This window comes from Exiguobacterium sp. SH0S7 (genome assembly GCF_004337195.1).
GTDB classification, from domain to species: Bacteria; Bacillota; Bacilli; order Exiguobacteriales; family Exiguobacteriaceae; genus Exiguobacterium; species Exiguobacterium aurantiacum_A.
In genome coordinates this window covers 96074-110253 of the sequence record NZ_SJVA01000001.1, presented here as the reverse complement: position 1 = coordinate 110253, position 14180 = coordinate 96074, and the positions used below count along the sequence as shown (strand labels likewise).

Here is a 14180-nt window from a genome sequence, read left to right as displayed (position 1 = left end):
CTTACAATCATTACCCGGTTCGTGTCGACTTAAACCGAGGCGGGGACACAAAAAAGCCGGCCCACATCAGTGGACCGACTTAAGGAATGGAGCATAGCGGGCTCGAACCGCTGACCTCCACGCTGCCAGCGTGGCGCTCTCCCAGCTGAGCTAATGCCCCGTTGGAAATTATTATATCATTCTAATAAATGATTTGGCAATAAGAAAAACGAAAGAACTTTGAAAATCATTTTTTTGAAGTTTAATGGACGTTAGAGCTGGGAAAAATAGATAGGATGTTATATTAAGAAAGCAGGTGCAACGTATGGAGATGATTTTGTTGGCGCTACTGCCCGCACTCATGTGGGGGAGTATCCCGCTTATCGTATCTATTGTCGGCGGCAAGCCGATTCAACAATTAATCGGCACGACGATTGGCGCGATGGTGATGGCGGTTGTCATCGCGCTCGTCTTCAAGCCAGAGTTCACGACGCTCGCGATCGTGACTGGTTTCATATCAGGTGTGTTCTGGGCGCTTGGACAATACCTTCAGTTCCAGTCGTTCCAAATTTTAAGCGTCTCGAAAGCGATGCCGATCAGTACAGGGATGCAGCTTGTCGGGACATCACTGTTCGGGGTCATCGTCCTTGGGGACTGGAAGACATCGACCGAGCTATGGCTCGGCTTCTCGGCCCTCGTCTTGATCATCATCGGGGCCGTCATGACGTCATATCAACAACATAAAGAATCCGACAGCAGTAGTGCTTTGAAAAAAGGGCTACTCGTGCTCCTCGTTTCGAGCATCGGTTACGTAACGTATGCTGTCCTGACCAACTACTTTGAAGTGGATGGCATCACCGCCATCCTACCGCAGTCACTCGGGATGTTCATCGCCGCGCTCTTGTTCAGTCTTCGTGAAAAAGATGTGAAAAAGTTTGATCCGAAAACGTTCAAGAACATCTTCGCCGGGCTTGCCTGGGGGATCGGGAACTTCGGATTGTTCGTCTCAAGCGGAGAAGTCGGCATCGCGACGTCGTTCGCACTGTCCCAATTGAACGTCGTCGTCGCGACACTCGGTGGCATTTACTTGTTAAAAGAAGAAAAGACGTCGAAAGAACGCGTCTTCGTCTTCATGGGGATCGGTCTGATCGTGGTCGCTGGATTCATGTTAGGGCTTGCCAAGAGCTAAAAAAAACGACGGGCATGAGGCCCGTCGTTGTCAGCTTGTCCACGTCTGGTCGATGAACTCGTCACGGCCAGATTGTTTCCGGTCCGCTTTATAGTGGGCCGGATTTTTTTTATGATAATCTTGATGATAGTCTTCGGCCGGGTAAAAGACGTCAGCCGGTAAGATTTTCGTCACGATCGGTTGTTTGAACTTTCCGCTCGCGGCGAGCGCGTCGCGGCTCTGTTCTGCTTTCACGCGTTGTTCTTCCGTATGATAGAAGATGGCTGGCGCATATTGTTGCCCGCGGTCTTGGAACTGGCCGCCGTCGTCGGTCGGGTCCGTCTGAATCCAATACAGTTCGAGCAAGCGCTCATATGTGAACTGAGCCGGATCGAACGTGATCTCGACGACCTCGTAATGACCGCTCGTGCCGGTTTTCACTTGTTCATACGTCGGGTTGTCGACATGTCCCCCGGTATAACCGGATACGATGCCTTCGATTCCAGGTTGTTCCTCGAACGGTGTCACCATGCACCAAAAACAACCGCCGGCGAATGTAGCTTTTTCCAAAATAAAATCCCCCTTGTGTTCATTCCAAAAAAAGCGCCCATGTCATCGACATGAGCGTTTTGTCATATCGTCCAAGGCGATGCCTTGCTGGAAGTAGCACCTTGCCGAAGCAGGTTGCTGTGAAGTCGTAGAGCCAGGTCTCTCGTTCACTCAAGATATCGATATGTAGTTGGTGACAGCATCATATCATCTGTCTCGTTTAAACGTCAACGATTTGGTGTGCGCCGAAGTTGAAATAGCGTGGCACCAACAATCAAGATAATGAGGGCGATGGACGCAGGGAATGCCCACGGCAAATCATCCCCAAACAATTGTAGAAAGAACAGGGCGAACACGGACAGTAAAACAAGGATGTAAGAGCGGGACATGGCTACCTCCAATAACGTTTCTTCTAGTGTATCAAGTTGCACATCCAATGGCGATAAAAAGAAGGGGATTCGATGCATTAAGCGAATACCGAATAACATTGCCTATAAGGAGGGAATTGGATGCAAGACTTATTTGAACTAGACATCGAGACCGCACAGCGCGGATATAAAGAAGGGACGTTCACGGCCCGGGACGTGACGGCCTACTATTTGACACGGATCGCTAGCTTGAACGATAAACTGAAAGCGGTCATCCAAGTGAACCCGGACGCGTTGTTCGAGGCTGAGGCGGCTGACCGTGCCTACCGACGCGGAGACCGGCTGCCACTCCTCGGTATTCCCGTTTTACTCAAGGACAACATCGAGACGGCGGGACTCATGAGGACTACTGCCGGCGCCGTGGCGCTCGAGCATCACTTTGCCGGTCGTGACGCTGAACTCGTCCGTCGCCTCCGTGAGCACGGGGCGGTCATTCTCGGCAAAGCCAACTTATCGGAATGGGCCAATTTTTTGACGGAGGACATGCCGAACGGATGGAGCGGGGTCGGTGGCCAGACGCTCAATCCGTATGGTGACAATCTCGACGTCGGCGGTTCGAGCTCGGGTTCGGCGTCAGCGGTCGCTGCGAACTTGACGATGCTCGCTGTCGGCAGCGAGACGAGCGGGTCGATCATCCACCCGAGCGTCCATAACGGCATCGTCGGCATCAAACCGACGGTCGGGCTCATCAGCCGGAGTGGGATCATCCCGATTTCGCGGTCGCAAGATACGGCCGGTCCGATGGCGCGGACGCTCCGCGACGCGGTGCTCGCACTAGAAGCGATGTGCGGGGAAGACGACTCGGACCCGGCGACGACACATCTACCGGCCGGTCCACCGTACCGGACGTGTCTCGACGAACGTCAAGCCGTCGGCATGCGCGTCGGTTTCGTGAAGGCGGAACTGTCGGATGAAGAACAGACGCTCTATCAAGAGGCGCTGGCGTTACTCAAAGCGAGCGGGGTCGAGCTCGTCGAAGTCGACCTGCCGTCAAACGACGGACTTGACCAAGGCGACGTCCTCTACCATGAGTTCAAGCTCGGGATCGAGGCGTATTTGGCGACGACAGCGCTCCCGTATGAAACGCTCAAGGACTTGATGGACTGGAACAAGCTTCACCCGGAAACGATCCCGCACGGACAAGTTACGTTCGAGAAAGCGAATCAGTTATCAGGGCGTTTGACCGAGTCGAGCTACCTCGAGCGACGCTTAGCCGACGTCCGGCACGCGAAAACGGACGGCCTCGATCGTTTATTGATGGAACAAACGCTTCACGCCCTGGCGTTGCCACACGACTTGAATTACGATATGGCGGCGAAGGCAGGGCACCCGACGGTCACGATCCCATACAAGCTCAAACAGAGCGGGGCACCTTTCGGGCTGTCATTCACGGGTACGAGCTATGCGGAACGAGACCTCATCCGTATCGCCTACGCGTTCGAACGCCACGTGACGCGTCCGATCCCGCCTACGCGTTCGAACGCCACGTGACGCGTCCGATCCCGCCTATGTAAGAACGTTGCACCTGTCGCTCACGTCCGCTACAATGGTACGTATGCGGATTGAAGAAAGGACAGATTACAATGAAATCATCTATATATGGGCTGACATTTGATCAGCTGTCGGACGCTTGCGTATCTTGGGGATACAGTGCCTACCACGCCAGACAAATATGGGACTCGCTTTACATCGACCGTGTCAGACGGCTCGACGAGATCGCGGTTCGTCCCGAAGTTCGCGAACAGCTTGAGGCGAACTATGCGCTGACGACACAAGAACTGTTCGTCAAACAAGAAGCGGGTGACGGCACGGTCAAATTCTTACTTAAACTGCACGACGGGCATTATATCGAAACGGTGCTCATGCGCCATAAGTATGGACGTTCCGTCTGTGTGACGACACAAGTCGGGTGCAACATCGGCTGTAGTTTCTGTGCGAGCGGCCTCTTGAAAAAAACACGCGACTTGACGGCGGGCGAGGTCGTCGAACAGATCATGACCGTTCAACACTATTTAGACGAGGTCGGTGAAGATGACCGCGTCAGCCACATCGTCGTCATGGGAATCGGGGAGCCGTTCGATAACTTTGATAACTTGGTCGACTTCCTCCGTGTCGTCAAAGACGAGCGCGGTCTCGCGATCGCTCCTCGTAAAATCAACGTCTCGACGAGTGGGCTCGCCGACAAGATCTACAAGTTCGCTGACCTTGACCTGCGCATCAACTTGGCCCTCTCTCTGCACGCGCCGAACGATGCGCTGCGGACGAGAATCATGAAGATCAACCGGGCGTTCCCGCTCGATAAACTGATGCCGGCAATCCGCTACTACGTTGAGAAGACGAATAAACGGATCACGTTCGAGTACATCTTGCTCTCGAAAGTGAACGACTTGCCAGAACATGCCGAAGAACTCGCGGCGTTGATCGATGACATCAAAGACAAGTCTTACGTCAATTTGATCCCATACAACCCGGTCAACGAGCACATCCAGTACGAACGGAGTACGACCGAGGACATCATGGCGTTTTACGACGTCTTGAAAAAACGGGGCATCAATACGGGCGTGCGTCTCGAGCACGGGACCGATATCGATGCGGCGTGCGGCCAATTACGCAGTAAACAAATGAACGTCGAAGGCGCCAAATAAACGAGCGCTCCGGATCGGTTTCGATTCGGAGCGTTTTTATCGTGCCCGGGCGTATAATGCGTCAGACGAGAAATATCTTTAAACATTTTTGTGAATGATGAATAGTCCTTACCCCCTCAGGGAATAGTCTTTTGATATCAAAGCAGAGAGTGGAGGCAATTCAATGGAGACAGTAAACGCTACGTTATGGATTCGAGTCAGAAACACGCTCGGGGAAGGGCCTTGCTGGGACGCTGAACTGAAGCGGTTCTACTGGGTCGATATCGAAGGGCACGCGCTCTGGTGGTACGATGAGAAAGAAGATGAATTATCTTCGTTTGATATGGGACAGCAGGTCGGGTTTGTCGTCCCTAAAGTGACCGACGGCGTGATCGTCGGATTGAAGGATGGTATCTATGAGTGGGATGAAACGTCGAAACAACTCGATAAACTCGTCGAACTTGATGACCCGGAGGGTGTCCTTCGCTTCAACGATGGGAAAGCCGACCCGTACGGTCGTGTCTTCGCCGGGACGCTCCACTTAAAAGACGAGTCTGAGCAGGCGACGTTGTTCCGCTTGAACCGCGACGGCACGACCGAGGTCATGTTGAGCGGATTGACGTTATCGAACGGGTTGACGTGGTCACCTGACCATACGTCGTTTTACCATATCGATACGCCGACCGAGACGGTTCGCAAGTTCCCGTTCGATTTGAAAACGGGCACGCTCGGGGAAGGTGAGGTCGTCATTGATTTCAAGAATGAGGACGGGTTCCCGGACGGCATGACGTCGGATGAAGACGGCTTTTTATGGATTGCCCACTTTGCAGGCGGGCGCGTCACGCGGTGGAATCCGGAGACGGGTGAAAAAGTGCTTGAAGTCATCGTCCCGGCGCCGAACGTCACGTCGTGTAGTTTTATCGGGGATGACTTAAAACAATTGGCGATCACGACGGCGCGCGAAGGCATGGACGACGAGGCGCTCGCCGCTCATCCGGATGCGGGTTCGGTCTTCAAGATCGATACGGACGTGAAAGGGATGCCACTTTATCGGTTTGGACGTTAAGGAGGGACGGCTATGGTGAAGCGATTGCTCGTGCGAGCGGGAATCGGATTGGCACTAGCGGCGGTGGCTCGGGTCGGGATTCAAAAGATATTGGACGACCGGGCCCGGAAAGAAGACCATACGTATCTTGAACCAAAGTGGGACGAGACGCCGAGTGTGGATGCCGATAAGGATGATGACGAGGTCGGATTGACGCAACTCGATTCGATTTACCGGGCCGAGTGGCAGGCGAACACGTATCCTCGCTCCGAGGCGGAACGGAAAGCATTAGAAGAATAACCGGTACGAAGAACATATCCAGAGCTTTTTCTTCGGCCGTCGAGGCCTCAGAAAAAGACAAATGGCCGCTAGATGGCGCCCCGACTCCTGCAGGAAAGCAACCCAACGGAGACCGAGCAGCGACGCGAGTCGCGATGCGGCTCCGGGATTCCCTGCGGAAAGCATGGGCGCCATTGAACGAGCGATTCTATTGATGTTAGTCAACAAGCTGAACACGCTCCTTTTGAGCGTGTTTTTTTTGTTGACAACGGACGTAATCCCGTTCATTATCTAAAAAGTAATGATTACGATTTAAAGGTGGTATACATCATGAAACGAATTCCGATCACAGTCTTGTCCGGATATTTAGGAAGTGGCAAGACGACGTTGCTCAATCATATGTTGAACAATCGGGATGGTAAAAAATATGCCGTCATCGTCAACGACATGAGCGAGCTGAACATCGATGAGCGATTGATTGACGGGGCAGGTTTTTCACGGACGGACGAGAAGTTGGTGGAGCTGTCTAACGGCTGCATCTGCTGCACGTTGCGAGAAGATTTACTCGAGGCGGTCAGCGAGATTGCGAACGACCGACAGCTCGACGGCATCATCATCGAGTCGTCAGGCATCTCGGAGCCGATCCCGGTCGCGCAGACGTTTACATATGCGGATGACGCCTTGGGTATCGACTTGACGAGCCGTGTGTATGTTGACGCGATGGTGACGGTCGTCGACGCGTATCGATTTTTAAAAGACTTCAACTCGGGCGAATCACTGCATGAACGGAAACAGGCTGTCGACACGGGTGATGTCCGGGAAGTCGTCGACTTGCTCGTCGATCAAGTCGAGTTTGCCGACATCATCGTCCTCAACAAGGCGGACCGGGTCACGGAACCGGAACTGCACGAGATCGAAAGTCTGTTGCGCGCGTTAAACCCGGCGGCGCGACTTCTGACAAGTACTTACGGCAACGTGCCGTTGTCCGACCTGTTAGACGTGAACTTGTTCGACTTCGACCAGGCAATGCATGCCGCCGGATGGATCCAAGAGCTCGAGACAGACGACCATACCCCTGAAACCGAAGAGTACGGCATCAGTTCGTTCGTCTATCGCCGCCGCCGTCCGTTCCACCCGGAGCGTTTACATGCGTGGATCGAACAGTTCCCGGAAGAAGTCGTCCGGGCCAAAGGTTTTTTATGGATCGCCTCACGGAACGACATCGCGTGCCTGTTCTCCCAAGCGGGGTACGCGTCGACGCTCGAACATGCCGGGCGTTGGCTCGCGACGCTTCCTGACGCGGAACGAAAGCAGATGTTCGCCGCCGAACCAGAGCTTGAGGCCGATTACATCGAGCCGTACGGCGACCGCCAGACGGAGCTCGTCTTGATCGGTCACCGAATGGACCGAGTGCGCGTCGAGCTCGAACTTGACGCCTGTCTACTGTCAGACGAAGAAATGGCGTCAGACTGGACAACGTTACGGGATACGCTTCCAGGAAACGGAATCGCGACGTTTTCATGATTTAACCGTTTACAATTCAGAATCGAACGGCTATACTTTTGCTTGCATGAACAACCGCATACATTGGACTACACTAGGGGTGCTTCGGCTGAGATGTGAGCATGGCTCCAATCCCTTATAACTCGATCCAGGTAATACTGGCGTGAGGAAGTGTGGCACTTTTTCTGATGAATTGATGATTGGATAAGTGGCCGCATTCTCATGGATGCGGCTTTTTTGTGTAACCAAATAAGGGGGGAATCATCATGAATCAACAATGTGGAACGAGCCCGATCGTCGGGTTCCGCTTTACGCTAAGCCCGATGACGTCAGAGTTCATACCGGTCATCAAAGGAGCACTCAAAGAAACTGATTTAAGCAACGTCTGGAGGCACACGGACGATGTGTCGACCGTGATTCGCGGTCGGGCCGAGCACGTGTTTGACGTCGCGAAAGCAGTCTTGTCACACGCCACAAGAACAGGGGCGCATGTGTCGATGAGCGGGACGTTCTCGGCCGGCTGTCCGGGCGACACGGTCGGGGACAATCTGCTCGACGTTTCGAGTGAGCCGGTGAACGGGCGAGCGGCTGCCCAATACGTTTCATCACAGTTCGCACTCTACCCGCTCGGTGATGACGATTACATGGACATCATCTATGAAGAGGTCGATTTCGCGAAAGCACGGGGCGTCTTTAATGACACGATGCACTATGCATCAGGGATCCACGGAGATATCGAGCCGGTGTTCGCGTTTTATGAGGCGACGTTCAACCGTGTCCGCGAGAAGTCGAGCCACGTCGTCATGACGGTCACGTTCAGTGTGAACAGTCCGTCACACGAGGGACGCATCGATGCTTAACTCATGGAAGTTGAAAGAAATCGTCTTGTTGTCGATTTTATCGGTCGTCTTTGCCGTCGTCTATTTGGCGTTCGTCCATGTGGGGAACTTGTGGGCCGGCTTGATCGGGCCGATCGCCTATGAATGGATTTTTGGGATTTGGTTCATCGTCTCGATTATTACCGCCTACATCATTCGAAAGCCAGGCGCCGCCTTTTTGTCGGAAGTGCTCGCAGCGTCGATCGAGATGATGATCGGCAATGCGATCGGTCCGCGCATCATCCTCGTCGGCATCATTCAAGGACTCGGCGCCGAAGCGGCGTTCGCACTAACCGGGTATAAGCGGTATGACTTGTGGGTGCTCATGCTCGCCGGATTCGGTGCGGCAGTGACGAGTTTCGCATATACGTACGTCATGGGAGGTCTCAGCGCGCTCAGTCCGACGTACGTGGCTTTGATGTTCGCACTACGGGCGACGAGCGGGACGCTCATCGCAGGGATCGGCGGGAAGATTTTGAGCGACTTGTTGCTTCGAACGGGTGCGCTAGAAGGATATGCCGTCACCCGGCAGAGGAAGGCACATGGTTGAGACCGAGCGTCTGGCGTTTCGTTTCCCGGGGGAAGGACGCGACGTATTGACGGATATCACACTTCGTCTTAAGGACGGCAGGACGCTCATCACCGGGGCGAGCGGGTCGGGGAAGTCGACTTTGTTCGCCTTGTTCAATCGGCTCTACCCGGACAACTGTGATGGGGTTGTGACGGGGCGATTGCATCTATTCGGTCGGTCCTATGCCACGTATCGGCCTGGTGAGGTGAATCGCCGCGTCGGGACGGTGTTTCAAGACCCGGACAGCCAGTTCGTCATGCAGACGGTCGAAGAAGAATTGATTTTCACGCTCGAAAACTTTTCGGTCGCCCGAAGCGAGATGATGGACCGTGTCTCAGCGATTTTGCACGAGTTACACTTGTCCGATTATCGCCACCGCACCATCCATGATTTATCAGGGGGCGAGAAGCAACAGATCGCCGTTGCCTGTGCCTTGATCGGATGTCCGGAATGGCTCTTACTCGACGAGCCGCTCTCACACCTCGACCCGGCGACGGCACGTCGGTTCGTTCGCTGGCTCGATAAGTCCGCACGGAACGTCAATATCGTCGTCATCGAGCATCGTCCGTACATGTGGGGCGACTTCTTTGACCGGCACCTGGAACTCGTGAACGGAAGGATCGCAGGCGATGGATCGTTCGTCGTTCAACCGGATTATACATTTACGCCGATTGAAACGACACGGGGCACAAACACATTATTTCAGATACCGAAAGTGAATCACAAAAAGTTTCAACTTGCAGCGAGCAAAATCGCAGTGGCCCCGGGGGATGTGATCGCCATCCTCGGTCGGAACGGCAGCGGCAAATCGACGTGGCTAAAAAGCCTGGCGCGGCATCACCGTGAAGTCGGGCTCGTCCCGCAATCCCCGGCGCATTTGTTTGTGACGAGTGACGTGTCGCGGGAACTAGCGTATGGACATAACCGTTCAATCGAGGACATGTTGGCACGCCTCGGGCTTGAACGTCTGCGTGACGCCCATCCACTCTCACTCAGTCACGGTCAAAAACGGAGACTCGCCATCGGGGTGATGCTTCTGTCGGGTAAACAACTGCTCGCGTTTGATGAACCGACGGCCGGTCAAGACGAGGCATCACTTCGAGCGCTCCATGCATTGATGGCTGAACGAGTCTGTGCGGGGCAGACGGTCTTGTTCGTAACGCACGATCTCAGTTTCGCCCGTGCCGCGAGCACGTATTATTTGATGGGTGACGGGAACTTGAGTGGGCCGTACGATGCGTCGATTTGGGACGACTCGGACTTATTGCGGGCCCACGGACTGTTGACGGAGGCGTTCTGATGACGTTTCACGAGATGAACCCGACAATCAAGTTCTTGACCGTGACGTGTCTCATGTTCGGTCTCGCCTTCATGTACAACCCGTGGACTCCGCTCGTCGTCTTCTTCGGCACACTCGTCCTCCAATTCATCTTTTCCGACGTGAGCTGGAAGCGATGGGGACTGTTCATGATCCCATTTTTACTGACCGCGCTCGGGACGCTTTGGACGACGCTCGTCTTCGGCAGAGAGGCGAGCGGGCAAGTCGTGTTCTCGCTCTTCGGCAATGATGTCACCGAGGAGAACGTGTTGTTGGCGGCGACACTTTCGCTTCGGGTCCTCGCCTTCACGGTCCTGTCGCTTCTGTTCACGCTGACGACGGACCCGAAGCGGTTCGTCTACAGTCTGATGCAGCAGGCGAGATTGTCCCCTAACATCGCCTATAGCGTCTTCGTCGGCTTTCGCTTTTTCCCGATTTTAAAGATCGAACTGATGCAGCTCTATGAAACGCATGCCTTACGTGGCGTGCGCCTCGACACCCGGATCGATCACGTGCGACACATCCCGAAACTCCTAATCCCGCTTCTTGCCGGCGCTATCCGTCAAGCCGAGCGGATCGCGTTCTCGATGGAGGCTCGGGGATTTACGGGTGAACATCGTTCTACGTACGAGGTGATTCCGGTCACGCGAAACGATTTTCTGTTGGCGTCACTCTTGTTCACGCTGTTCGGAGTAAGTGTATGGATCGGCGTGCGATAAAAAACAGGACGACTCATTTCGAGTCGTCCTGTTTTGTCTCTTTCAAGATCTTAAATTTCGGTTTGATCGATTCGTTATTGAACGCTTCGAGTACCGTATTTTCATTGGCCATGCGAATTTGTTGCGGTTCGCCTTTTGACGTCGTACCGATACAATACATACTCGCCTCGTGCTCGGCGAATAACGTCTTGTACAGCGTGGAATGGTGCATGAGGCGCCCAGGCGAACCCCAACCGACGATGATCATGCCGCCGCTCGTCTCGACCTCGTCGAGCGTCTCTTCCACGTAATGAAAGTTCACTTCGTCGAGTTGAGACTCGACGTAGGGTAGGTTGTCATTGATGGCGAGCGTCGGGACGAGACTGATGACGCGCATCTCGCGGATCGGTTTGTCCAAATGGTTCCGCATGAGCATGTAGGCGCGTTGAGTCGTCGTACCAGATAAAAATGCATCGCTCATCCGTGGAGAATAGATGATGACGGCACAGATCACCCCATCGACGACATCGGTGAATTCATACGTTCGCATGTAACGCTTTGTCTTGCCTTCGTTAAATATCGATTTGACTCGAATCGTCACTTCCTCGATATGCGTGTTCATGTTGTTTCCTCACTTTAACCAAGTAGTGCCGGGTCATGCCCAGCCTGCGAACCAATCGAGATACCGGATCGTATACCGGGCGACCTGCTGCGTTGTCGTCGTCGCGTCACCAGGCAGTAAAGACAGTTCGTCCTGGTACTGTTCATAAAAGGACATGACGTCTGACACGTACTGGTCACTCCGGTTATATTCAAAGATGGCGTTTTGAATCGATTCGACTGAATCATTTGTCTGCCCGCCGTGCTCGCTCAAATAGTAAGCGGCGGCATGGGCCGAGTCGACCAAACTGTGAGGATCGGCCTTGCCGTCATCATCCCCGTCTCTGCCTAAGCCGCCATATTGCTCAATCAGTGTTAAATCCGTCAGATCGACTTCGTCTTCCGGGACATCACCTTTTTGGTCGTCGGTATCGTACTGCCAACCGAGCCACGTCCGCGGCATGAATTGGAACGGTCCGATCGCGCCGACCGAAGAGCGCATCGATGAACTGTGCGAGAAGATCGTCTCGACGCGGTGGACGGCGGCGAGTAGCCGCCAATCGACGTCATAGGTGGCCGCGGCTTCCTTGTAGACGTCTTGGTGGACCGCCGGGATACCGTGGTCACCGTAGTAGGCCCGGTAGAGGGCGTTGTTCACTTTATCATGTTGACCAAACCAGCCGATTGCGCCGAGGCACAGCACGATCACAAGCATTACGCCGGTCAGTCGCAGCATCATTCGTTTCAAGATTCCGCCTCCTAGCTTTCTAGACAATACCCGAATAGTGTAGCATATAGCTAACAGGAAGGACAGGAGAGGATATAGATGCTTGAACAGGTCGTCTTTACGATTATTCTTGCGTATTTATTGATCGTACAACTATTCAACGCCCGGCTCGTGAAGCCGATGATCGAGGCGCTCGGGAGAACCCGTGTCTATGAAGAGACGATCAAGTCGGCATGGGGGCTGAGCCTGCTCTTACTAGCGCTCGTCTTCTTGTTCCAAGTCCCGCCGGAAGCGGTCGGTCTCGGGTTCGCGCCGCCGGATGGGGACGGGCGCGCCTGGCAGTATTTCTTCTTTTCGACCATAGTCATCTCAGGTCTCATCGCGTTCTATCTGCTCGTCAAGACGTCGGCTGCGTTACGGACAAAGCTTCGGCCGTTTTACGGGCTTGAGATTGAACGGTTGCTCCTTCCGCGCACGACCGACGAAGCGAGGGCGTGGGGCGCAGTATCGTTCACGGCCGGGGCGACCGAAGAGTTCATATTCCGTGGCGTCCTCCTGTATACGATTTCTTTATACACGGACGTCCCGGATGCGACGCTCGCCATCATCGGGGGTGGGCTGTTCGGTCTGGCCCATGCGTACCAGGGTCCGAAAGGGGTTGTCACGACGGGCCTTGTCGGTTTCTTGTTCGGCTATTTATATTTGGCGATGGGAATGTTGTGGCCGTTGATCATCATCCATACGTTGCTCGACTTGATTGCCGGGCCGATTCACGTCACCGACGCAAAAACTGACTGACAGCGTTCTCGTAGGCAGGTTGGTCTTTTAAGATACAATTCGTATGCTCGGCGCCGTGAATGAGTGCGAGCGCGTTCTGGCGGTTGAGTGCGTTCATCTCGACGGACATCCAGGTCGGGACAAAGTCGTCTTTCGTGCCATGGATGAACAACACTGGTGCAGTGATTGATGCGAGCGCTACTTTCGGTCGGACTTGCCGCATCGTGAACCGGGCCCGACTCCACAAGAAGTAATTGATGCCTGGCAACAACAAGTCACCCGGTAAGCGATGTAGCACGTTCAATTGGTGACGCATGAGTTGCCTCAAGTCATCAAACGGGCACTCGGCGATCAAAAAATCCACATCAGTGAGCGGTCCGGCCTGAAGAATCGTCGCGGCGCCCATCGATACGCCGTGAAGCCCGACTTGATCGACCGTCTCATGGTCACGTAACCACTCGACCCAGTCGACGATGTCATGTTTCTCGTGGTATCCGTACGAGGCGTACACCCCTTCCGACTCTCCGTGTGAGCGCAAGTCGACCGCAAGCAAGTTATAGCCGAGCCGGTGGAACATCGCCAAGTGCGGTGCCATAAAGCTGTGTGAGGCCGTATAACCGTGGACGAAAACAATCCATTTTTTATGATTGTTGTTCCGATAGACCCGTCCATACAGACGGTAGCCGTCACGAGAACGGAGGGAGACGTGCTCGAACGGCACGTCGTGATAAAAGGATTGATCTTCTTTCGTATAGGGTGCTAAGAGCATCTCGGGCGTCTTACGTTTTCCACGAGTCATCCGCTTGAACGCGTAATAACTGACGGCGTAATAGCCGGTGAACAAAGTCGCGAGACCGTACTTCCATTTTTTCTGCATATAAAACCGCTCCCTTCTTCATTATTGTACCCGAAACGAATCGTTTCGTTCACGTTCGAGTTACTAATGTCCGAGCATATGTGACCGAATTGTCTATAGAAGTGTGAACAAGGGTATTTGCCCCGTGAGTCGTTTGACATTATGCTGACGGCAGAAATG

The 14180-nt window shown here is 54.0% G+C and carries 16 protein-coding genes, 1 tRNA gene and 2 riboswitches; of the genes, 11 read left to right on the top strand and 6 right to left on the bottom strand.

Translation table 11 applies throughout. The features are described 5' to 3' along the window. Positions 1–87 precede the first annotated feature (87 nt). Positions 88–160: transfer RNA gene (locus EVJ22_RS00590), tRNA-Ala, on the bottom strand. Between the two features lie 144 nt (positions 161–304). On the opposite strand from EVJ22_RS00590, the gene EVJ22_RS00585 reads away from it, so the two are divergent. Then, positions 305–1168, top strand: a complete 864-nt coding sequence (locus EVJ22_RS00585; RefSeq protein ID WP_071397596.1) for a GRP family sugar transporter — start codon at positions 305–307, stop codon at positions 1166–1168. 30 nt (positions 1169–1198) lie between these two features. On the opposite strand, the gene msrA is transcribed toward EVJ22_RS00585, so the two are convergent. Continuing rightward, complete coding sequence (gene msrA, locus EVJ22_RS00580) at positions 1199–1717, bottom strand: peptide-methionine (S)-S-oxide reductase MsrA (RefSeq protein WP_131442883.1); 519 nt, start codon at positions 1715–1717, stop codon at positions 1199–1201. Between the two features lie 62 nt (positions 1718–1779). Continuing rightward, positions 1780–1879: riboswitch (SAM riboswitch) on the bottom strand. A gap of 44 nt (positions 1880–1923) precedes the next feature. Beyond that, positions 1924–2085, bottom strand: coding sequence for a hypothetical protein (locus tag EVJ22_RS15525; protein WP_173647367.1), 162 nt, complete (start codon positions 2083–2085; stop codon positions 1924–1926). A gap of 120 nt (positions 2086–2205) precedes the next feature. Between EVJ22_RS15525 and EVJ22_RS00575 the strand changes: the two genes are divergently transcribed. The 9 genes from EVJ22_RS00575 to EVJ22_RS00530 all read left to right on the top strand — a co-directional run bounded on the left by EVJ22_RS00575 (position 2206) and on the right by EVJ22_RS00530 (position 11061). Further along, positions 2206–3615 (top strand): amidase family protein, encoded by a 1410-nt coding sequence (locus EVJ22_RS00575; RefSeq protein WP_131442881.1) that lies wholly within the window; start codon positions 2206–2208, stop codon positions 3613–3615. Positions 3616–3707: 92 nt separating this feature from the next. Beyond that, positions 3708–4769, top strand: coding sequence for a dual-specificity RNA methyltransferase RlmN (gene rlmN, locus EVJ22_RS00570; RefSeq protein ID WP_016509033.1), 1062 nt, complete (start codon positions 3708–3710; stop codon positions 4767–4769). Between the two features lie 163 nt (positions 4770–4932). Further along, positions 4933–5814 carry an SMP-30/gluconolactonase/LRE family protein gene (locus EVJ22_RS00565; RefSeq protein ID WP_070327194.1) on the top strand — a complete coding sequence of 294 codons (882 nt, stop codon included), beginning with the start codon at positions 4933–4935 and terminating at the stop codon, positions 5812–5814. A gap of 12 nt (positions 5815–5826) precedes the next feature. Next, on the top strand, positions 5827–6093 hold the full coding sequence (locus EVJ22_RS00560; RefSeq protein WP_016509018.1) for a hypothetical protein: 267 nt from the start codon (positions 5827–5829) through the stop codon (positions 6091–6093). A gap of 309 nt (positions 6094–6402) precedes the next feature. Further along, on the top strand, positions 6403–7596 hold the full coding sequence (locus EVJ22_RS00550) for a GTP-binding protein (protein ID WP_131442877.1): 1194 nt from the start codon (positions 6403–6405) through the stop codon (positions 7594–7596). A 65-nt stretch (positions 7597–7661) separates the two neighbouring features. Further along, positions 7662–7762: riboswitch (TPP riboswitch) on the top strand. Between the two features lie 79 nt (positions 7763–7841). Then, positions 7842–8435 (top strand): YkoF family thiamine/hydroxymethylpyrimidine-binding protein, encoded by a 594-nt coding sequence (locus tag EVJ22_RS00545; RefSeq protein ID WP_131442875.1) that lies wholly within the window; start codon positions 7842–7844, stop codon positions 8433–8435. Next, the gene (locus EVJ22_RS00540; RefSeq protein ID WP_131442873.1) at positions 8428–9003 is read left to right on the top strand and encodes an ECF transporter S component; all 576 of its coding nucleotides are present in this window, start codon (positions 8428–8430) and stop codon (positions 9001–9003) included. The genes EVJ22_RS00545 and EVJ22_RS00540 overlap by 8 nt, the downstream gene beginning before the upstream one ends. After that, on the top strand, positions 8996–10324 hold the full coding sequence (locus EVJ22_RS00535; RefSeq protein WP_158625484.1) for an ABC transporter ATP-binding protein: 1329 nt from the start codon (positions 8996–8998) through the stop codon (positions 10322–10324). The genes EVJ22_RS00540 and EVJ22_RS00535 overlap by 8 nt, the downstream gene beginning before the upstream one ends. Further along, positions 10324–11061, top strand: coding sequence for an energy-coupling factor transporter transmembrane component T family protein (locus EVJ22_RS00530; protein WP_071397586.1), 738 nt, complete (start codon positions 10324–10326; stop codon positions 11059–11061). Before EVJ22_RS00535 ends, EVJ22_RS00530 begins: the two co-directional genes overlap by 1 nt. Before the next feature lie 13 nt (positions 11062–11074). Here EVJ22_RS00530 and EVJ22_RS00525 read toward each other — a convergent pair whose 3' ends face one another. Together EVJ22_RS00525 and EVJ22_RS00520 are read right to left on the bottom strand one after the other, a co-directional pair. Then, on the bottom strand, positions 11075–11662 hold the full coding sequence (locus EVJ22_RS00525) for a DUF1643 domain-containing protein (protein WP_071397583.1): 588 nt from the start codon (positions 11660–11662) through the stop codon (positions 11075–11077). A 33-nt stretch (positions 11663–11695) separates the two neighbouring features. After that, positions 11696–12379 (bottom strand): lysozyme family protein, encoded by a 684-nt coding sequence (locus EVJ22_RS00520; RefSeq protein WP_233589586.1) that lies wholly within the window; start codon positions 12377–12379, stop codon positions 11696–11698. A gap of 87 nt (positions 12380–12466) precedes the next feature. Between EVJ22_RS00520 and EVJ22_RS00515 the strand changes: the two genes are divergently transcribed. After that, entirely contained in the window at positions 12467–13165 is a 699-nt protein-coding gene (locus EVJ22_RS00515) for a CPBP family intramembrane glutamic endopeptidase (RefSeq protein ID WP_131442869.1), read from the top strand. Here the strand turns inward: EVJ22_RS00515 and EVJ22_RS00510 are convergent. Continuing rightward, positions 13143–14021, bottom strand: coding sequence for an alpha/beta hydrolase (locus tag EVJ22_RS00510; protein ID WP_071397581.1), 879 nt, complete (start codon positions 14019–14021; stop codon positions 13143–13145). The two genes, EVJ22_RS00515 and EVJ22_RS00510, sit on opposite strands and share 23 nt — an antisense overlap. Positions 14022–14180 lie beyond the last annotated feature (159 nt).